18 protein-coding genes are annotated in these 19,717 nt (G+C 51.7%); 16 read left to right on the top strand and 2 right to left on the bottom strand.

Features of this window, described 5'->3' with window-relative positions:
- From ACKVOS_RS05615 to ACKVOS_RS05560, 12 genes are all read left to right on the top strand, one after another.
- Positions 1 to 693: molybdopterin-dependent oxidoreductase (locus ACKVOS_RS05615; protein ID WP_409211034.1), on the top strand; the 693-nt coding region annotated here is incomplete at its 5' end.
- A gap of 118 nt (positions 694 to 811) precedes the next feature.
- Positions 812 to 1,858: an NADH-quinone oxidoreductase subunit NuoH gene (gene nuoH, locus ACKVOS_RS05610; protein WP_409211033.1), complete on the top strand. Its 1,047-nt coding sequence runs from the start codon at positions 812 to 814 to the stop codon at positions 1,856 to 1,858.
- Positions 1,855 to 2,343, top strand: a complete 489-nt coding sequence (gene nuoI, locus ACKVOS_RS05605) for an NADH-quinone oxidoreductase subunit NuoI (RefSeq protein WP_143775498.1) — start codon at positions 1,855 to 1,857, stop codon at positions 2,341 to 2,343. The genes nuoH and nuoI overlap by 4 nt, the downstream gene beginning before the upstream one ends.
- Before the next feature lie 12 nt (positions 2,344 to 2,355).
- Positions 2,356 to 2,976, top strand: coding sequence for an NADH-quinone oxidoreductase subunit J (locus ACKVOS_RS05600; protein WP_409211032.1), 621 nt, complete (start codon positions 2,356 to 2,358; stop codon positions 2,974 to 2,976).
- 46 nt (positions 2,977 to 3,022) lie between these two features.
- A complete protein-coding gene (nuoK, locus tag ACKVOS_RS05595; RefSeq protein ID WP_409211031.1) occupies positions 3,023 to 3,328 on the top strand; it encodes an NADH-quinone oxidoreductase subunit NuoK in 306 nt (101 codons plus the stop codon).
- 7 nt (positions 3,329 to 3,335) lie between these two features.
- Entirely contained in the window at positions 3,336 to 5,339 is a 2,004-nt protein-coding gene (nuoL, locus tag ACKVOS_RS05590; protein WP_409211030.1) for an NADH-quinone oxidoreductase subunit L, read from the top strand.
- Entirely contained in the window at positions 5,339 to 6,904 is a 1,566-nt protein-coding gene (locus tag ACKVOS_RS05585) for an NADH-quinone oxidoreductase subunit M (protein WP_409211029.1), read from the top strand. Before nuoL ends, ACKVOS_RS05585 begins: the two co-directional genes overlap by 1 nt.
- The gene (nuoN, locus tag ACKVOS_RS05580; RefSeq protein ID WP_409211028.1) at positions 6,904 to 8,346 is read left to right on the top strand and encodes an NADH-quinone oxidoreductase subunit NuoN; all 1,443 of its coding nucleotides are present in this window, start codon (positions 6,904 to 6,906) and stop codon (positions 8,344 to 8,346) included. Before ACKVOS_RS05585 ends, nuoN begins: the two co-directional genes overlap by 1 nt.
- 23 nt (positions 8,347 to 8,369) lie before the next feature.
- Positions 8,370 to 9,059 carry a biotin--[acetyl-CoA-carboxylase] ligase gene (locus tag ACKVOS_RS05575; protein WP_409211027.1) on the top strand — a complete coding sequence of 230 codons (690 nt, stop codon included), beginning with the start codon at positions 8,370 to 8,372 and terminating at the stop codon, positions 9,057 to 9,059.
- A gap of 14 nt (positions 9,060 to 9,073) precedes the next feature.
- Positions 9,074 to 9,859, top strand: a complete 786-nt coding sequence (locus tag ACKVOS_RS05570) for a type III pantothenate kinase (protein WP_409211026.1) — start codon at positions 9,074 to 9,076, stop codon at positions 9,857 to 9,859.
- Positions 9,856 to 11,499, top strand: coding sequence for a ribonuclease J (locus tag ACKVOS_RS05565; RefSeq protein ID WP_409211025.1), 1,644 nt, complete (start codon positions 9,856 to 9,858; stop codon positions 11,497 to 11,499). Before ACKVOS_RS05570 ends, ACKVOS_RS05565 begins: the two co-directional genes overlap by 4 nt.
- Complete coding sequence (locus ACKVOS_RS05560) at positions 11,496 to 11,771, top strand: DUF1467 family protein (RefSeq protein ID WP_409211024.1); 276 nt, start codon at positions 11,496 to 11,498, stop codon at positions 11,769 to 11,771. The genes ACKVOS_RS05565 and ACKVOS_RS05560 overlap by 4 nt, the downstream gene beginning before the upstream one ends.
- A gap of 2 nt (positions 11,772 to 11,773) precedes the next feature.
- Here ACKVOS_RS05560 and ACKVOS_RS05555 read toward each other — a convergent pair whose 3' ends face one another.
- Entirely contained in the window at positions 11,774 to 14,074 is a 2,301-nt protein-coding gene (locus ACKVOS_RS05555) for a hypothetical protein (RefSeq protein ID WP_409211023.1), read from the bottom strand.
- Positions 14,075 to 14,144: 70 nt separating this feature from the next.
- Here ACKVOS_RS05555 and ACKVOS_RS05550 point away from each other — a divergent pair, with 70 nt between their 5' ends.
- The 4 genes from ACKVOS_RS05550 (at position 14,145) to ACKVOS_RS05535 (ending at position 18,176) form a co-directional block, all read left to right on the top strand.
- Positions 14,145 to 14,459, top strand: a complete 315-nt coding sequence (locus tag ACKVOS_RS05550) for an Hpt domain-containing protein (protein ID WP_409211022.1) — start codon at positions 14,145 to 14,147, stop codon at positions 14,457 to 14,459.
- Between the two features lie 125 nt (positions 14,460 to 14,584).
- Entirely contained in the window at positions 14,585 to 15,808 is a 1,224-nt protein-coding gene (locus ACKVOS_RS05545; RefSeq protein WP_409211021.1) for a hypothetical protein, read from the top strand.
- Between the two features lie 50 nt (positions 15,809 to 15,858).
- Complete coding sequence (locus tag ACKVOS_RS05540; protein WP_409211020.1) at positions 15,859 to 16,830, top strand: hypothetical protein; 972 nt, start codon at positions 15,859 to 15,861, stop codon at positions 16,828 to 16,830.
- Entirely contained in the window at positions 16,827 to 18,176 is a 1,350-nt protein-coding gene (locus tag ACKVOS_RS05535; RefSeq protein WP_409211019.1) for a sensor histidine kinase, read from the top strand. Before ACKVOS_RS05540 ends, ACKVOS_RS05535 begins: the two co-directional genes overlap by 4 nt.
- Positions 18,177 to 18,180: 4 nt before the next feature.
- Here the strand turns inward: ACKVOS_RS05535 and ACKVOS_RS05530 are convergent, their stop codons facing one another.
- Positions 18,181 to 19,467, bottom strand: a complete 1,287-nt coding sequence (locus ACKVOS_RS05530; protein WP_409211018.1) for a citrate synthase — start codon at positions 19,465 to 19,467, stop codon at positions 18,181 to 18,183.
- Positions 19,468 to 19,717: the final 250 nt, after the last annotated feature.

The raw sequence follows: 19,717 nt of genomic DNA, 5'->3' as shown, positions 1-19,717 counted from the left end.
GGCGCACTTCGTTACGAAGGCGTCCATGGCGCGGCGCTCGCCTTTGCCAAGAAATACAAGCTGGTCCGCGAGGGCTGGAACGGCTTCAACGTCCTCCATTTCGCCGCAGCGCGCATGGGCGGCTTGATGCTGGGCTATGCGCATGACGGTGGGATCAAGGCGTTAGCGAAGAAGAAGCCGAAACTGGCGTTCTTCCTGGGCGCAGACGAGGTTGATTACAGCCTCTTTGCCAAAACGTTCAAAGTCTATATCGGCCATCATGGCGATCAGGGTGCACATCATGCCGACGTGATCCTTCCCGGTGCCGCTTATAGCGAGAAATCGGGAACTTATGTGAATCTCGAAGGTCGCGTCCAACGCGGCGAGCTCGCGGTGTTCCCCCCCGGGGACGCACGAGAGGATTGGGCGATTTTCCGCGCGCTTTCCGATGTGCTCGGCAAGCGTCTACCGTTCGACAGCCTCGACGCATTGCGCGCTGAAATGGCCAAGGCTATCCCGGCTCTTGGCCAAGAAGGTCTGGCCGAATATGGCTGGAGCGAACCCAAACTGTCTGCCACCGTCAGCGGCAAAATCGCCGACTATCCCATCAAGGATTTTTACCTGACCAATGCCATCTGCCGCGCATCGGAGACGATGCAACGTTGTTCGGCTGAACTGGTGCATGGCGAAGAATTTCTGGAGGCTGCGGAATGAGGGCACAGCTCGCCACTACGCACACTGTCACCCTGAACTTGTTTCAGGGTCTTACTGCTTCGACGTCAATAATTAAGATGCTGAAACAAGTTCAGCATGACGGATTGGGGGAAGTGAAGTGACCTCATTCTTCCAATCCCTCGGCATGTCTTATGAAGGTGCGTGGTTTACCGCCACCATTGCCGGGATTTTGCTTATCGCGTTACCGCTCATGCTGGCAGTCGCGATGATCATTTACGCGGAACGCAAATTATGGGCCGCCTTTGCGCTGCGCCGTGGTCCGAACGTGGTTGGACCCTTCGGTGTCCTCCAATCCTTCGCCGACGGTTTGAAGGTGTTCCTGCAGGAAACCATCATCCCAAGCGCATCGAACAGGGGGCTGTTCCTGATCGCGCCGATCATTACCTTTACCGTGGCGTTGATGGCGTGGGCGGTTATTCCCTTTGCCGATGGCGTCGTGCTTGCCGACATCAATGTCGGCCTGCTCTACATCCTCGCGATCAGCAGCCTTGGGGTCTACGGCGTTGTGATTTCGGGGTGGGCGTCCAACTCCAAATATCCATTCTATTCCGCGATGCGCGCCGCCGCGCAGATGATTTCCTATGAAGTCTCTATTGGTTTCATCCTGATCTGCGTCGTTCTGTGGGCGGGCACGTTCAACATGGGCGGCATTATTGCCGCGCAAAAGGGCCATGTGCTTGGCTTTATAAACGCTTTTGCCCTCAACCCGCTGCTCTTCCCGATTTCGGTGATGTTCCTGATCAGCGCCATGGCCGAAACGGCGCGCGCACCGTTCGATTTGACCGAAGCGGAAAGCGAACTGGTCGCCGGGTACCAGACCGAATATTCGTCAATGGCCTTCGCGCTTTTCTGGCTTGGCGAATATGCCAATGTACTGCTGATGTGCGCGCTGAACGCGATCCTCTTCTGGGGCGGATGGCTGCCGCCGGTCGATTGGGCACCGCTCTATATGGTGCCGGGCATCATCTGGTTCTTCGGCAAGATCCTTTTGATGTTCTTCATCTTCGCGTGGGTAAAGTCCACAGTCCCCCGCTACCGCTATGACCAACTGATGCGTCTGGGTTGGAAGATATTCCTGCCGATCTCGCTGTTCTGGGTATTTTTGGTGAGCGGCTACCTCATGTTGACGGGACATTTTGTATGACCACCATCGCCCATCTCATCAAGTCCTTCACCTTGTGGGAATTCGTCAAGGCGCATTGGCTGACCTTGCAATATTTCTTCAAGCCCAAGGCGACGGTGAACTATCCGTTCGAAAAGAACCCGCTTAGCCCACGTTTCCGGGGTGAACATGCACTGCGGCGTTATCCCAATGGCGAGGAACGTTGCATCGCGTGCAAGCTGTGCGAGGCAGTGTGTCCGGCGCAGGCGATCACGATCGAGGCCGAGCCGCGCGAAGACGGCAGCCGCCGGACCACGCGCTACGACATCGATATGACGAAGTGCATCTATTGCGGTTTCTGTCAGGAAGCCTGCCCTGTCGATGCCATCGTTGAAGGGCCGAATTTTGAATATGCCACCGAAACGCGTGAGGAGCTTCTCTATGACAAGAACAAGCTGCTCGCCAACGGCGACAAGTGGGAACGCGCGATTGCCGCGAACCTTGCCGCCGATGCGGCCTATCGATAAGGGGCGCGGATTGTGATTCAGGTCATCTCATTTTACCTCTTCGCCAGCATCCTCATCGCGTCGGCCACAATGGTGATTTTTGCGCGCAATCCGGTGCACAGCGTGCTGTGGTTGATTGTCGCCTTTTTTAACGCGGCGGGGCTAATGGTCCTGATTGGTGCGGAATTCATCGCGATGTTGCTCGTCATTGTTTATGTCGGTGCAGTCGCGGTACTCTTCCTCTTTGTCGTGATGATGCTCGACATTGATTTTGCCGAATTGCGGGCCGGTTTTGTCAAAAACGTACCGCTTGGGCTGTTGCTGGCGGTCATACTGGTGGCGGAACTCATTCTCGGCGTCGGTGCCTATCGCGCCGGTGCGGTCAAGCTGGGAACGCCAGAAGCTGGACCGGCAACGGTGTCCAACGGCGTGCCAAATATCGAGGCTATCGGGAACCTGCTCTACAGCAAATATATCTTCCTGTTCGAAAGTGCCGGTTTGATCCTGCTCGTCGCTATGGTCGGCGCGATTGTTCTGACCCACCGCCGTAGTCACGGAACAAAGGGACAGAATATCAACAGCCAGAATATGCGCCGTCCACAGGATGCAACGCGCAACGTGAATCAGCCGGTCGGGCAGGGGGTCGAACTGTGACCCTTCGACAAGCTCAGGGTGAGCGGAACAAAGGAGTGCTTCGCACATGATCGGGATAGAACATTATCTGGTGGTCAGTTCCATCCTGTTTGTGATGGGCGTGCTCGGCATCTTCCTGAACCGCAAGAATATCATCATCATCTTGATGGCGATTGAACTGATCTTGCTCGCCGTGAACATCAACCTTGTGGCGTTCAGCGCTTTCTTGGGCGATCTGACCGGGCAGATTTTCGCGATGTTCGTCCTGACCGTCGCGGCCAGCGAGGCGGCCATCGGGCTTGCCATATTGGTTATTTATTTCCGTGGTCGCGGCACCATTGCCGTTGACGATGTCAACCGGATGAAGGGGTAAACATCCAGTGACTTCGATACATATCATCGTTTTCCTGCCGCTCTTGGCAGCGCTGATCGCGGGTCTTGGCCAGCGTTTTATCGGTGCCGTGGCGGCCAAGACGATCACGACCGCCGGCCTGTTTACCGCCTGCCTTTTGAGCTGGCCGATCTTCATAGGCTTCCTGACCGGCGGCGAGAAAGCATATGTCGAACCGGTCATGACTTGGGTCCAGTCCGGTGCGCTTGCCTTTGACTGGGAATTGCGCGTCGATGCGCTCACCGCAGTCATGCTAGTCGTTATCACCACCGTGTCCGCGCTCGTCCACCTGTATAGCTGGGGCTATATGGAGGAAGACCCGGACCAGCCGCGCTTCTTCGCTTATCTGTCGCTGTTTACCTTCGCCATGCTCATGCTGGTGACCGCGAATAATCTGGTGCAGATGTTCTTCGGTTGGGAAGGGGTCGGCCTTGCGTCCTATCTGCTGATTGGTTTCTGGTACAAGAAGCCCAGCGCAAATGCCGCTGCGATCAAGGCGTTTGTAGTCAACCGCGTCGGTGACTTGGGCTTCATGCTCGGTATCTTTGGTGTTTTCTGGCTGTTCGGCACTGTTTCGATCCCCGATATCCTCGCTGCTGCGCCGGACAAAGTAGGGTCGAGCATCGGTTTCCTCGGCTACCGCGTGGACACGATGAGCCTGCTCTGCGTCCTGCTGTTCATCGGCGCAATGGGTAAATCGGCACAGTTGGGCCTGCACACATGGCTCCCCGACGCGATGGAAGGCCCGACACCTGTGTCGGCGCTGATCCACGCCGCGACGATGGTGACCGCTGGCGTGTTCATGGTCTGCCGCTTGTCGCCGCTGTTTGAAACAAGCCAGTTTGCGCTGGATGTCGTCACGATTGTCGGTGCAACGACCGCAATTTTTGCCGCGACAGTGGGTCTGGTCCAGACCGACATCAAACGCGTCATCGCCTATTCGACCTGTTCCCAGCTCGGCTATATGTTTTTCGCCGCCGGCACCGGTGCCTATGGCGCCGCAATGTTCCATCTGTTTACCCATGCATTCTTTAAGGCGTTGCTGTTCTTGGGCGCAGGTTCGGTGATCCATGCTATGCACCATGAACAGGATATGCGCTATTATGGCGGCCTGCGGAAGCATATCCCGCTGACCTTTTGGGCAATGATGGCGGGAACGCTCGCCATTACCGGGGTGGGCATAGTGGGTGTCGGTGGATTTGCTGGCTTCTATTCCAAGGACGCCATTATTGAGGCTGCCTTTGCCAGCGGATCGACCTACCATATGTATGGCTTTGCTATTGGCGTTGTCGCGGCATTGCTGACCAGCTTCTATAGCTGGCGTCTGATGTTCCTAACATTCTTCGGAAAGCCGCGCTGGATCCAGAGCGAGCATATCCAGCACAGCGTCCACAAGACGCCCGAAACGGCAGCAGATTCAACGGGCGGTTACCACCCCCACGAAAGCCCGCTAACGATGCTCATTCCGCTCGGGGTGTTGACCCTTGGTGCAGTATTTGCAGGCTTTCTGTTCCACGGTGGCTTCATCGAGGCGGAGACGGGCAAGGAATTCTGGGCCAACAGCACACTCTATTTCAACGAGCATCTGATGCATGCGATGCATGAAGTGCCGCTATGGGTGAAATTGTCGTCAACGGTGGCGATGCTGATCGGTCTCGCGGTTGCGTATCTGATGTACCAGCGCTCCGACGATGCGCCGCACAAGGTCGCAACCATGTTCGCTCCGCTCTACCGTTTCTTCCTCAACAAATGGTATTTTGACGAACTCTATAACCTGATTTTCGTCCGTCCGGCCTTTTGGTTCGGCCGCCTTTTCTGGCAGCAGGGGGACATTGGCATCATTGATAAATATGGTCCCAATGGTTCCGCCGCGTTGGTGAGCTTCAGCAGCCGGATGGCTGTGCGGATGCAGTCGGGATATCTTTACACCTATGCACTGGTCATGCTTTTGGGCCTTGTCGCGGCGGTTAGCTGGATGATGGTGAAAGCATAATGAACGCCTCAGCACTCCCAATTCTTTCGATCATGCTGGCTATCCCGATGGTGGCCGCAATCGCCTGTCTGTTTGCGCGCGCCGAAACCGCCCGTCTGCTGGCGCTGGGCGCAACTCTATTCAATCTTGCATTGGGCGCGTGGCTGTGGGTCAGCTACGATCCCGCAGGTGCGCAGTGGCAATTTGTCGAAAGCCTGCAGTTGTTCGGCCCTATAGGCTGGAAACTGGGCATTGATGGCATTTCCCTGACGCTCATCATGCTGTCGGTATTCCTGATGCCGATCTGCATCGGGGCAAGCTGGCACGCCATACAAAAGCGCGTTGGCGAATATATGGCCGCGTTCCTCCTGATGGAAACGCTGATGATTGGCGTATTTGCGGCGCAGGATTTGCTGTTATTCTACATCTTCTTCGAAGCCGGCCTGATCCCGATGTATTTGATCATCGGCATCTGGGGTGGGGCAGAGCGGATTTACGCCTCTTATAAATTCTTCCTCTACACGCTTCTTGGCTCGGTCGTAATGCTGATCGCCATGTTGTGGATGATCCAGACTGCCGGAACTGCAGACATCCCAACGTTGCTTAATACCGATTTCCCGGTCGAGGCGCAGAAATGGCTATGGTTGGCATTCTTTGCGAGCTTTGCCGTGAAAATGCCGATGTGGCCAGTCCACACATGGTTGCCGGATGCCCACGTGCAGGCACCGACTGCGGGCTCGGTCATATTGGCGGGCGTCTTGCTGAAAATGGGCGGATATGGCTTCCTGCGTTTCTCGCTGCCGATGTTCCCCGAAGCGAGCGCGGACTTCATTCCTTTGGTTTTCGGCCTGTCGATGGTCGCCGTAGTGTACACCTCGCTCGTTGCGCTTGTGCAAAACGATATGAAGAAGCTGATCGCCTATTCGTCCGTCGCCCATATGGCGATTGTGACCGTGGGTCTGTTCACCTTTAACCAGCAAGGAATCGAAGGCGCGATTATCGTTATGTTGAGCCATGGTCTGGTCTCAGGCGCGCTGTTCCTGTGCGTCGGGGTGATCTATGACAGGCTGCATACCCGCGAAATCAGCCGCTATGGCGGATTGAGCATCAACATGCCCAAATATGCATTGCTGTTCATGTTGTTTACAATGGCGAGCGTGGGGCTACCCGGAACTAGCGGTTTCGTAGGCGAATTCCTTTCATTGGCAGGCGCATACAAGGTTTCGACCTGGGCGACCTTGATTGCAACAACCGGTATCATTTTAGGCGCGGGCTATATGCTGTACCTTTATCGCCGCATTGCTTTTGGCGAACAGAAAAACGCCGATGCAGCAGCAATGCCTGACATTGATGGTCGGGAAATGTGGCTTCTTGCGCCGATGGCGGCCGCAGTATTGTGGATGGGTGTTTATCCGGAAACCTTCCTCGCCCCCATACGGCGGGATGTAGCAACAATCGTGGCGCGGGTAGAGCGTGCTGCCCCAGTGGGTGATAGTAAATTGAAAGAGAATGATCCTACTACCGCGAAATATCGGGTCGGGGGCCATAATGAAGAAAAGAACAGGGCTGAGGGGAGCCACCACTAATGGACCTTAATGCTTCACTTTTCCTTGTTCGTCCCGAGGTTATTCTCAGCTTCTCCGCGCTTGTCTTGCTGCTTCTTTCTGCATGGCGGAGCGAAGCTGGCCGGTTGGCGAGTATCTTGGCCGTTGCTGCGCTGGTTGGCGCTGGTGCCTATGTAGTCCAGTTTATGGCAGCAGGTACCGATGCCTTGGCGTTTGACGGTCTGATCGGCAACGATGCCTTTGGCAACTTTGCCAAGATATTGATCTACTTTGCCGCCGCCATCTCGTTGATGATCGCCCCGCGTTTCCTAGAAAAAATGGGCGCAATGCGGGCGGAATATCCCGTACTGATCCTGCTTGCTGCCATTGGCATGGGCGTCATGGTGTCGGCGACGGATCTGGTGACGCTCTACATCGGGCTGGAACTCAACAGCCTGGCCGCTTATGTTTTGGCGAGTTTTGCGCGCTATGACGGGCGTTCGGCCGAAGCCGGTTTGAAATATTTCGTACTTGGCGCGCTGGCGAGCGGAATTCTTCTCTTTGGCATGTCGTTACTCTACGGCTTTACCGGTTCGACGAGCTTTAGCGCGATCGGGGCGGTTCTGAATGGCGACATCAGCCTTGGAATGATCTTCGGCATTGTCTTCGTTCTATCCGGTTTGGCCTTCAAGATTAGTGCTGCGCCATTTCATATGTGGACTCCGGACGTATATGAAGGTGCACCAACACCGGTAACCGCCTTTTTTGCGAGTGCACCTAAAGTAGCTGCAACTGTGCTCATGGTTCGTGTTGTAATTGAGGCGTTTGGGAATGAAGCGATGGTCTGGCAACAGATCATCATCGTTGTGGCGCTGATGTCGATCATCATCGGTGCCGTCGGCGCAATTGGGCAGCAGAATTTGAAACGCCTGTTGGCTTACAGCTCTATCAACAATATCGGCTTCATCCTCATCGGCTTGGCCGCAGGGACAGAGCAAGGTGTTGCCGGGATGCTGGTCTATTTGGCGATCTATGTCGCCATGACATTGGGTAGCTTCATCGTGTTGATGCAGTTGAAAGCGCATGACGGATCGTATCGGGAAACATTTGACGACATCACCGGACTGTCGAAAACCCGTCCGGCTTTGGCCGCAGTGTTCGCCATCTTCATGTTCAGCCTTGCAGGGATTCCCCCTCTATTCGGTTTCTGGGGCAAGCTAGTGGTGTTTCAAGCCGCTGTGGCTGCGAACCTGCTTCCGCTTGCGGTCATCGGCATCGCTGCCTCGGTAATTGGCGCGTTCTATTATCTGAAGGTCGTCAAGGTCATGTATTTTGACGAACCGGCAGATGTGATTGCGCCGTCCGACGACGCGGTCTTGAGCTGGACCGGTGGCATTATGGCTGTGGCAGTGTCACCGCTCGGCTATCTCGCCATTCCGGTTCTGGCCGCTGTGTCGGCCCAGGCCGCAAGGGCGCTCTTCTGAACCCCATTTTCGAAGAAGTTGCATTGACCGGGTCGACCAACGCCGACCTGCTGCAACGTGCGGCTATCGGCGCGCCGGAAGGTTTATGGCTTCGCGCTGATGCACAGGACGGCGGCCGTGGCCGTATGGGACGCAGTTGGGAAAGCCCCGCTGGTAATTTGTTCGCCAGTACCATCGTGCGTCTGCAACCGACCGATCCGCAGGCACCGTCGCTGGCGTTTGTTGCAGCCTTGGCGGTGCGCGACACGTTGCATCAAATTGCACCGGAATGCGTCGTGCAGATCAAATGGCCCAATGACGTTTTGTCGTCAGACGGTGCCAAATTATGCGGTATCTTACTCGAACGGACGGGTGACGCGGTTGTTGTTGGTATCGGTATCAATTTAACCTCGTCACCCGAGATTCCGGGGCGTGCGACATCCAATCTGAAAACACTTGGCGTCCTGCCACCGCATTCGCAAGCCGTCACGGAGATTTTGGCATCGAACATGGCAATCTGGTTGGCGCGCTGGCGTCAATATGGTTTGCAAGCGTTGACCACGGAATGGCAAAAGGCGGCTCATCCCGTTGGAACGGCGCTTTCGGTGCAGCTACCCAATGGGGAACGCGAAGATGGACTTTACGGCGGGCTGACCGCAGACGGGGCGTTGCTGCTTCGCTTGGCGGATGGGACGATCCATGCCATTCATGCCGCCGATGTTTTTCTTGTTTAAGCAGAGGACCGACTATGCTGCTCGCCATTGATACCGGCAACACCAACGTCAAATTCGCGCTGGTCGACGATAGCGGAGAAATTGTGAAACGATGGCGCATCGCCACTGATGCCCGGCGCACGGCTGATGAATATGCCGTCTGGCTTGATCAATTGATTCAGATGGCTGGTTTCCAACGGTCTGATATCAAGGCAGTCATTATTGCCACGGTTGTGCCCCGCGCACTTCACAATTTGCAATTGCTGGCTAGCAATTATTTTGGTTGTGACGCTTTGGTCGCCGGACGTGGCTCGATGGAATGGGGCATTGACCTAAAGGTTGCCGAACCAAAATCCGTTGGTGCGGACCGCGCGGTCAATGCGATTGCGGCCCAGGCCATTGCCCCGGGTGATAAGTTGGTTATCAGCTTTGGTACCGCAACAACATTTGACTATATCGGCCCTGATGGATCGTATCGCGGCGGCAGCATTGCGCCGGGCGTTAATCTCAGTCTCGATGCCCTTTACGCCGCAGCTGCCATGTTGCCGCGGATTGCAATCGAACCGCCGCCAAATGAAAGTGTAATTGGTACGACAACTGTTGGACAAATGCAGATTGGTATCTATTGGGGCTATGTGGCGATGATCGAAGGGATGATTGCACGAATGAAAGCTGAAATTGGCAATCCAGTTACGGTTATCGCAACCGGAGGTCTTGCCATATTATTTCAGCAACATGGCCATTTATTTGACCGGGTAGAACCGGATTTGACGCTGCGGGGGCTAGCGCTTTTATACAGGAATAGAGACAAACAAAAATGACTACCCCGAAAAATGAACTTCTTTTCCTGGCGCTCGGCGGGTCGAACGAGATTGGCATGAATGTCAATCTCTATGGCTGTCAGGGTAAATGGGTTATGGTTGACCTTGGCCTGACATTTGCAAATTCAGAATATCCCGGCATCGATTTGGTATTGCCGGATTTGGATTTTATCGAACAGCGTAAGGACGATCTTCTGGGCATCGTTCTGACACATGGGCATGAAGATCATATTGGCGCGGTCGCTTATTTTGCTGCGGACCTTGGCGTGCCGCTTTATGCATCGCCTTTCACGGCCACTCTTATACGCGGTAAATTGGAAGAAGAAGGAATCGCGGACAGCGTTGAGCTGAATATCATTCCGATGGAAGGCAGTTTCGACTTGGGACCCTTTGGGTTCCAGTTTGTCACTCTCGCACATTCAATTCTTGAAATGAGCGCTTGTGTCATATCAACCCCTTACGGCAAGGTTTTTCACACCGGTGATTGGAAATTGGACGAGCAACCCGTTATCGGACTGCCATCCACTGAAGAGCAACTCACCGCAATTGGAAATGACGGCATATTGGCTTTGATATGCGATTCAACCAACGCGTTTAATTCAGGCGATAGCGGAAGCGAAGGTAGCGTGAAGGCCGATCTCTTGCGGTCTGTAAAAGCAGCGAAAGGTCGGGTGTTGCTTACGACTTTTGCTTCTAACGCGGCACGCCTGCAAACAATGGGTGAAGTCGCGCGCGAAACTGGCAGGACATTATGCTTCGCCGGGCGTTCATTGCACCGAATAATTGAAGCGGCTCAAGCCAATGGCTACCTTAAAGAATTGCCTAAAACAGTTGATATGGAGGCGGTCGACGGTTTGGCGAGAAAAGATGTTATGGTGGTTGCAACGGGGGGGCAGGGCGAAGCGAGAGCGGCGCTGGCGCGCATTTCAGACGGAAACCATCCGGTCAAATTAGAAGAAGGCGATACCGTCATATTCTCGTCGAAACAGATACCGGGCAATGAAATCGCTATTGGTGTCATAATGAATAAACTTGCCGAACGAAACATCCTGACGGTCACCGAGAAGCAGGCCCATGTCCATGTTTCCGGTCATCCGGGGCAACCGGAATTGGCAAAGCTCTATGATTGGATACGGCCTTCTGTTCTGGTCCCTGTGCATGGTGAACGCCGTCATATGGCTGAACAGGCCAGATTTGCGAAAGCCCATGGTGTAGAAAATACGCTTGTTCAATCCAATGGTGATGTCGTCCGCCTTGCGCCGGGCAATCCCGAAATAATTGGGAAAGAGAGAACCGGCAGGCTGATACTAGACGGGGATACGATCATTGCTGCGGATGGCGTTACCATGAACGAACGGCGCAAATTATCATGGTATGGCTTGATTTCTGTGGCGCTTGCTCTGGATAGTCAGGATCGTTTGCTGGGAAATCCACAGATACGGTTACACGGAATTCCCATCGAAGAAGATTTGGAAGATTTCATTGATGATGCAACCGACGCAGTCGTAAAAGCCGTTCGTGAAAATAAAGGCGACTTTGAAAAATTGCGCGAAAACGTGAGATTGGCAGTTCGCCGTGTCGCGACCAGTTGGACCGGCAAAAAGCCGATTGTAGACGTCATAATTTTGGAAACAGCATGAGTTTAACATCAATCATAGCGATCTATGCGCTTTTTTGGGTAATGAGTGCGTTTGTGATATTACCGATCGGCGTTAAGACACACGAAGAATTGGGCATGGAGAGAATACCCGGTCAGGCGGACAGTGCACCGGGGAATTTTCGTCCAGGCTTGATCATTTTGCGAACGACGCTTTTGTCGGCGGCACTCTTTGCGCTATATTATGCAAATTACAATTATGGCTGGATAACCCGCCATAGTTTCGACTTTCTTATATCACCACCCAATAACTAAGTTCAATTGCGAAGCCGTTCAATCGCTTGGGCCAAGGCAACATATAGCTTGCCGACATCGGATGAAAGCAACGTAACACAGATTGCGTTCCCGTCACGCGTGCTAAGCAAAACGCGCATCATGGCTTCGAAATCATGAATGTAGCGATTTACATGCTCACGAAATTCCGCATCCTGTCCGTAGTGCGTTGCAATTGTCCGCGTTTCACCAGCATCCAAAAGCCGAACCGCACGCCTGGTAAAGACGCCTCTGTCACCTTTTAGATAAGCTGCCCAGGCAGTGTCGGTCACTTCATTGGAAAGTATCTTGGCAACGTCAATAGACGTGGAATTCAAGGATTCCGTGAGCAGAACCATGCGTCTCGAGAAACTGTCGTCGTCAATTCCCTCGAAGCTATTGCGATTTTCCGTGATGCGCTTTTCGAGATTGTTTGCGAGCTCATTTAACTCTGCAATCTGAGCCGTGATCGCAATTGTTGACGCCTCTGACAACGACAGATTTCGTTCAACGGCTGTTTGAACAAGCTCACTCATTGATTTGATCTGGACGTCGATTGCCTTGGCTAGGGACTGTTGATTCTGTTCGATCAACCGGTCCGCAACATGAACAAGCTCTGCATCAATAATCTCGCGGCTGTCATGAGCTGCCTTTTGCGTGGTTTCACGCAATCCGTTGAGTGACTCGTTCAGCTTGGCTTGTGCCTCTTCGGTAATTGCATCAAGCAAGGTACGTGTTTCGGCGAGCGCGGACGTGAGTGTTTCGACCTGTTCATGGCGGGCAACAAAATGTGCATCGCTGTCGGCCATAATTTTCTCAACATTTTCCCGCTGATCGTGGATCATGTTCCCAAGAATATGTGTTTTTTCGATCAGTGCTTCACTGAGCGCATTAAGTTCATTTGCGCTACCCGAAGCGGTATTGAGTTGTTCGGCCGCAGACGAAAATTGCGAATCCATCATTGCAATGGATTCAGGAATCTTGCTGGAAATTTCTGTATTAACGGCATTCAGTGCTGTTAACAGTCGATTTGAAAGTTCCATAAGTGATTGTGTTATATGCTGATTATTATTCAGGTCGGCGCCAACAGCCCGCGTACTTTCGCTTAGCGCTGAAACGGCAAACGCCAACTTTGCCGTTTGGTCGGTCGCGGCCTGATCTATTTCCGTAATTCTGGCGGAACTTAATCCAATATGCTTTTCAACTTCGCCGATGATGGCGAATATCCGCCCTCGTTCTTCTTCCGATTGTTGTGATAATCCGGAGAGACTTTTTTCGACCTCCGATAAATTCTCACCAATTTTCGCTGCGCTCTTTTCCACAAAGTGATCCAAATTGTTGAGAGTTGATCCCACTTTTTGAATCATATTATCGGCTGCATTGCTTAAAAGCTCAGCCGACACAGCCGCCCGCTTTTCGCTTTCGGTGCTTGCAATTTCCAGGGTACTGGCACTTTCACGAGATATTTTGTCGAGTTTCTCGAAAACCACGTCGGCGCGCGTGCCTACCTGATCAATATATTCCCGCGTTGAAATGCCTGCTTCGCTGATGCGCTCAAGGCCTGATATTAAAAGTTTTATTTGAAGCTGCGCGTTGCTTCCCGCGCTGCCTATCTGGTTCGTTACATCTTTGGCCGCGCTTGTAACCACCGGCAAATGCTTGCGTAATTGCTCGAGATTCGTCGTCGCGGCGTTACTGACCGTTTCTAAAGTCTTCGCCTTTTGGTCACTGTCGGCCAATGCTTCCGACAATATCCCGGCCGCTTCAATCATATGTTGGGATGAACGCTTTCCAACTGATTCCAATTCAAGTGCATTTTGCGCCAAAAATTGGCGCGCCATAGAAATTTCTTCGTTAACAGTCCGCATTCTACGCTCAAGCGCCATGCTTTCTTTTCTAAGCGATAACGCGACATTGCCAAAACGCACCGATTCTGAGCGACTGTGTCGCATCGTAATCAGCCAGCCAACTGCAAGTAACAGCATCGGCATAGCCCACATGCTGATTAAAGAAATTGAGCGTTCGATCGACAGCCCAAGCGACGCTTCTGCATAATATACAACCGTAAAAAAGGCAGTCCAGGAAATAGAAAGAGCAAGTATGAAGCAAGGAATTATATATTGTTTCCAGTTACTTGTGCTATCATTTTGATATTCCCAATCAAGCTCAGGATCACCACCTTCAAGGTCCGCGTCGGTTATGAAAGGTGAGCTATCTGTCGAAGCTTCGGAAACCTGCAAATCTATTGCCAATTCGCTCGGTTCCATTTGCCTGTTGAGGCCGATAATTTTTGATCGTGCAGTCATAACAACCTGTTTACCATATTTTATCCACAGGGAAACGCAAAGTTAACCCTATGTTCGATATAAGTTTTGAATGTCTATAGATTATGGCTCTTTTGACACAGCCTTGAAAGCTGCTGCAGGCGAAGATGATACGCTCATCGCGGAACTTCGTGCGTCATTTGTCGATAGTGCAAAAAGGCAGTTAAGCCTGCTTTCTCGGTCGCGTTGCGACGCAAATTGGCAATACACAAGTTGGCGATTAAAAGGGTTGGCAGCAAGCTTTGGCGCAACTCGGCTAATGGTTTTAGCGGACGAAGCGGTGGATGGGGCTCCTGGCGACCCTGTGGTTTTGCGAAAAATTGTTGCTGCGATAAACGAAATCGAGACCCACGAAATCAGAGCATAATATTTAAAGTTGCTATCGGGACCTTATCCGGGTCGCCACAGAATGCAGCGGACATCGCCGCATTCTGTAAATGCATTCCAAATAAAATTGTTGGCAATGAGACGTGATAGCCCATATCGGGCTGCATGATGCCTAACTCTGGTCACCAAGCTAATAGCGTAGCCCTTCTATCGATCGCTAATGTCAATGCACATGTTTCTGATGAGAAACCTGGGCGTGATGCGATTCAGGTAGCGGGGCAAAGCGTATTAGAGCTTCAGTTAAAGGCCATTCGAAACGCGGGTTGCTCGTTTTTTATTATCGAAGTGGACAATGTTTCTGGCCCATTGTTAGCGCTTGTTGATCGCCTACGGCAGGATGGAGTTTCGATAGAGTTTGCCCGAACGCCCAATGATCTTCGATCGCTGGTGCAAGATGGAATGAAGCTTTTCATTCTGGCAGAAGATCATTTTTATTCAGATGCTTTGATGTCTCAACTCATGTCGCAAGACACTTCATATATAGCGACATTAGATAGCCGTGATGAAAATTCCGACTTTGAACGGATCGATCTAAATACCCGCTGGGCAGGATTTGCTTCACTTGAAGCCAATGTGGTTCAAACCATCAGCGATCTTCCTGATGATTGGAGCTTGATGTCGTCTCTACTTCGGCACGCCATTCAAAAAAAGGTCGCGTTCCTTCCGATTATGCAAGCTAATTTGCAGAATATGGATATCGCGATACTCGGTGATTTACACAAAGCGGAGAGACTAAGCCAACATATCATCAAAAGTCGCGCCGAAATAACGAAGGGATGGGTTGAGCGATTTCTATTCGCTCCCATCGCGGGTTTGTTGGCTCCTAAGATCTGGAAAAAACATCGACTTTCATCGCTCTTAAGATTTTTCGGCAGCACATGTGCCGCGGTAAGTGTCGGATTTGCCCTGTTCGATATGACGATCTGGGCCTTGTTTGCAGCGTTGTTAGCGTTGTTTTGCAACTATCTAAATATAATTGTTCGCGGCGCAGCACAAGTTCCGAACACCGGCGCTGGGTTTGATCGGCTGTTCTGGCTAATAATCTGCATATCAGGTTTTGCGGTTGCTCATTCGCATAGCAATGATGGATCCGATCCGATCATTTTCATGGCTATGATAATGGGGTTGGCCGTTCTGGCGCAACGGTTGAGCTTACCCCGCTGGATAGAAACCATATTATTCTCGCCCTCGCTTATTGCCATTTTCTTGGTCTTTTTTGCGTTGGCATCGGCATTTTTGATGGGAATTAAATTTTTGATGATAGCCCAGCTCGCACTCCTTATCGGGGGGCGATATCTATCTGATAGAAAACACGTAAAGAATGATTAGACTTAAAGTGACGTTAACCTTTTACGGTTACCATTGATGCCATAATCAGCTTGGAAAATCCGTTGGATCACGGTTTTAACGAAAATTTGGAATTATCCAAAGTTGCAGCCCGGCATGCTAGCAACGTCCATGCAATGTGCAGCGACGTCGCGGCAATTATTTTTCCAAAGGCAATGAATCCTCCAAGCGAAGCCACAATTAACAATGTATCGGCAAAGCTTATCCAGTTGGTGTCCGATCTGGAAGCCAAACTACACAGTGCTTCAAATTCGCATGTTTCTAAAACCTGGGGCGTTCTGGCGTCTTCGGGATTTTTACGTGAAGCAGACTTAATTGATTTCACTTTGGCGCGGACAGCCGAAGAACGTCTAGAGGCGTCTTTAGCAACTCCAATGGCAACTTTGGCCACAAAATTGCTTGATCATTCGGATGGTAACATCGCGGATGCCGCGCAAACATTGTTAGCGGCGGAAAGTTTGCATAAATTCGGTGCAGGGAGCAGCTTTCTTGGTCTGTCTCCCGAGCTATTACACAAATTATGCTGGAGAATTGTCGCGGCAGTCGAGGTTACTGAAGGCGGCAGAAATCCTGAAATAATCTCATCAACAAAACTACTGATTTCGCAATATTCCGAGGCTGATCGCGCTTTGGATGCCGCCAGAAAGATCGTACATTTTTCGAGCAACGCGGAAGTTAAAGATTTCTTTCGACCAGAGGTTTCCGGTCTGTGCTTACACGTAGCGGCATTATCGGCCCAATTGGAATTGGATTATGATCATGTGTTACACCTGCTGAATGCATCTTCGCCGGCGCCATATGCTCTAATGCTTGCCGCCTGCGATATTGCCAAAGATCAAGCAATCCGTAATATACTTCTGTTTTACGGAGACCGTATTTCGTCCCATGACTTCGGTGTCTTTGAAGCGGGTTATGGTGAAATTACGCGCGAAGATGCATTGGAAGAAATTGCGTTCTGGGCTTCAGAAAGATCGCAATATCTAGCTTCGGGCAAAGCCGGATGAACGGTTCAAACTTATCACGCCCAATTTGCGGAGAAGTCGATCTGGACGGGCGGCTGCTGCGCGCTGACGATGCTTTGCTGCGGTTAAATCGGCGAGCTGGTGGGGTGGACGGTGGATTACTTGCGGTTCCGGCAATCGCCAAGATCATCAAGTTATCACTCAACTTGCAAATGAAGCTATCACGCGCAGTCCGCGTTGCCGACACCGACGAGTATCTGGAGCTTTGGATCGAAGTATATCCTACGCCGCACATCGCCAAAGTTTCGATTGTTGGATGGCGGGCATTGCCTGTATCCAAAAAGAAGGATCTGTTATCATCAACAACGTCGTCCCGGTTCGAAAACGAGATGATCTTTGATCAAAAGGTACGTTTAATAAATGCGAAGGGTATTACGGCACACGGTTTAGTATCCTCTGACTTTGGCAAAAGTGGCGCAGACGTGCTTTCAAATGTTTTCGAAAACGGCGAAACCTTATCAAGTCTTATTGACGCAATGTCAGTTGGAGCCATTTTCAAGAATACACCATTCAAGCGGTTATTTGATGGTTTGACCATTGATGTCAGCGGCCAGCCAATAATGGATGACCAGCAAGTAATCGCGGGATACAGGCTCCGATTTGAGGCGCTTTGCGAGCCGACATTACCGGCGGTAAATACAGTGGGCAGCGATGTAGCGGGCAATCTTTTTGGCAAGAATCTAGCACCTGTTCTGAGGCAACCACTGGGGCGAATAATAGCGAATGCGGAAACAATCGGTGCAGAGTTGCAGGGGCCGATACGAGAAAATTATGCACTTTATGCCCGAGATATAGCCAATGCCGCGCGGCATTTGTCGGCATTGGTTGATGATCTGGGTGATTTGGAAGCGGTAGAACGGAGCGATTTTCAGACGGCTCGCGACACCATTGAATTGGGCGATGTAGCGCGGAGGGTTGCCGGATTACTCGCGCTAAAAGCCGCCGATCACCGAATTAAAATCACTACACCGACGGATATTACAAATGTCGTAGCAATTGCCGAATTCCGCAGAACATTACAAATTCTGCTAAACTTGGTCAATAACGCCATTCGGTATTCGTCCGACGGTACAACCGTAATTATCGAAACTGCGACCATCGACGGATATGCCGTTGTAACTGTCAGCGACGAGGGAAAAGGAATATCCGTTGATGACCGCGAAAAAGTTTTTCAAAAATTTGAAAGGCTTGGCAGATCGGGTGACGGCGGTAGCGGTCTGGGTCTTTATATTTCCCGTCGACTGGCACGCGCCATGGGTGGCGAACTTATGGTAACGGAATCAGAAGGGGGAGGAGCCAAATTCGTCCTCCGCCTTCCAAACTCCTGACCGGTTACCGATCATCAAATGAGGGGTAAGAGCGCAACTGTGGGCCCGTATAAAGCTGACGCGGGCGTCCGATTTTCTGGCCTGGATCCGAAATCATCTCGTTCCATTGCGCGACCCAGCCGACGGTTCGGGAAAGGGCGAACAATACCGTGAACATTTCTGTCGGGAAACCAATAGCCGACAAGATTATTCCAGAATAAAAATCGACATTGGGGAACAGTTTCTTTTCGATGAAATATGGGTCGTTCAATGCCATTTCTTCAAGCTGAAGCGCCACGTCAAAAATTGGATCGCTCACCTTTAATTCAGTCAAAACGTCTCTTACCGTTTTCTGCATCACGGTCGCCCGAGGGTCGTAGTTTTTATAAACGCGATGTCCGAAGCCCATCAAACGGAACGGATCATTCTTGTCCTTTGCGCGTTCGATATAATGCGGAATTCGGTCAGGCGTCCCAATTTCGCGAAGCATGTTAAGCGCGGCTTCATTAGCCCCGCCATGTGCTGGGCCCCAGAGGCATGCAATGCCTGCCGCGATGCAAGCAAATGGATTTGCACCGGACGAACCGGCCAGGCGCACCGTGGAGGTGGATGCGTTTTGTTCATGGTCGGCGTGCAAAATGAAAATGCGATCCAACGCCCGCTCGATGACCGGATTTACCACATAAGGTTCCGCCGGCACGCCAAAGGTCATGCGAAGAAAATTACCTGTATAAGACAGGCTGTTATCCGGATAAAGGAAGGGCTGACCTATGGAATATTTATAGGCCATTGCGGCGATTGTCGGCATCTTTGCGATCAACCGATGGCTCGAAATCATGCGATGGGTTGGATCGCTGATGTCGGTGGAGTCATGATAAAATGCCGATAACGCCCCGACTACACCGCACATGATCGCCATCGGATGGCCGTCGCGACGAAAACCGCGATAAAAGGTCGCAAGTTGTTCATGCAACATTGTATGCCGTGAAATGGTGTGGCTGAATTCGCTCAACTGCGTTTTACTGGGCAACTCTCCGTTCAGTAAAAGGTACGAAACCTCCATGAAACTCGATTTTTCGGAGAGCTCTTCAATTGAGTAGCCACGGTGAAGCAAAATGCCTTCGTCACCATCAATGAATGTAATGGCTGATTCACAACTTGCCGTTGAAGTAAAGCCGGGGTCGAATGTGAAATGGTCCGAAGCACCGTATAATTTACGGATGTCTAGAACGTCAGGCCCCTCATTGCCTTTCATTATAGGCAGTGCGTAGCTGTTATCCCCAATTGTCAGCGTTGCATTGTTTTCAGCCATTTTCAAACTCCATTATTTTCAACCCGGTGCACCGGATGTCCCTGTTTCAAGCCCCATGGTTCAAGCACACTCCCAAACCAAGTTCCATGTTCGACAAAAGGCATAATAAACGCCAGATGTGTTTGCTTTAGGCCCCTCAACTGCCGCTATTTCTGCTGGAGAAACCGGCATTATCATTTTGTCGGCAATGGTGTGAAAATACACGGTCGTCAAGGCAAAGCATTTAGTTTCGCCGTAGTTATATTTGTTA

This window comes from Sphingorhabdus sp. (assembly GCF_046154385.1).
Taxonomy (GTDB): Bacteria; Pseudomonadota; Alphaproteobacteria; order Sphingomonadales; family Sphingomonadaceae; genus Sphingorhabdus_B.
The sequence above is the reverse complement of the archived record's forward strand: the minus strand, read 5'-3'. Positions and strand labels throughout refer to the sequence as shown.

What these genes read in the sequence shown, in the direction of transcription:
- nuoI (WP_143775498.1), top strand. Translation starts at nt 1,855, where the DNA reads ATGACCACCATCGCCCATCTCATCAAGTCCTTCACCTTGTGGGAATTC.
- nuoK (WP_409211031.1), top strand. Translation starts at nt 3,023, where the DNA reads ATGATCGGGATAGAACATTATCTGGTGGTCAGTTCCATCCTGTTTGTG.
- ACKVOS_RS05585 (WP_409211029.1), top strand. Translation starts at nt 5,339, where the DNA reads ATGAACGCCTCAGCACTCCCAATTCTTTCGATCATGCTGGCTATCCCG.
- nuoN (WP_409211028.1), top strand. Translation starts at nt 6,904, where the DNA reads ATGGACCTTAATGCTTCACTTTTCCTTGTTCGTCCCGAGGTTATTCTC.
- ACKVOS_RS05570 (WP_409211026.1), top strand. Translation starts at nt 9,074, where the DNA reads ATGCTGCTCGCCATTGATACCGGCAACACCAACGTCAAATTCGCGCTG.
- ACKVOS_RS05565 (WP_409211025.1), top strand. Translation starts at nt 9,856, where the DNA reads ATGACTACCCCGAAAAATGAACTTCTTTTCCTGGCGCTCGGCGGGTCG.
- ACKVOS_RS05560 (WP_409211024.1), top strand. Translation starts at nt 11,496, where the DNA reads ATGAGTTTAACATCAATCATAGCGATCTATGCGCTTTTTTGGGTAATG.
- ACKVOS_RS05555 (WP_409211023.1), bottom strand. Translation starts at nt 14,074, where the DNA reads ATGACTGCACGATCAAAAATTATCGGCCTCAACAGGCAAATGGAACCG.
- ACKVOS_RS05550 (WP_409211022.1), top strand. Translation starts at nt 14,145, where the DNA reads ATGTCTATAGATTATGGCTCTTTTGACACAGCCTTGAAAGCTGCTGCA.
- ACKVOS_RS05545 (WP_409211021.1), top strand. Translation starts at nt 14,585, where the DNA reads ATGATGCCTAACTCTGGTCACCAAGCTAATAGCGTAGCCCTTCTATCG.
- ACKVOS_RS05535 (WP_409211019.1), top strand. Translation starts at nt 16,827, where the DNA reads ATGAACGGTTCAAACTTATCACGCCCAATTTGCGGAGAAGTCGATCTG.
- ACKVOS_RS05530 (WP_409211018.1), bottom strand. Translation starts at nt 19,467, where the DNA reads ATGGCTGAAAACAATGCAACGCTGACAATTGGGGATAACAGCTACGCA.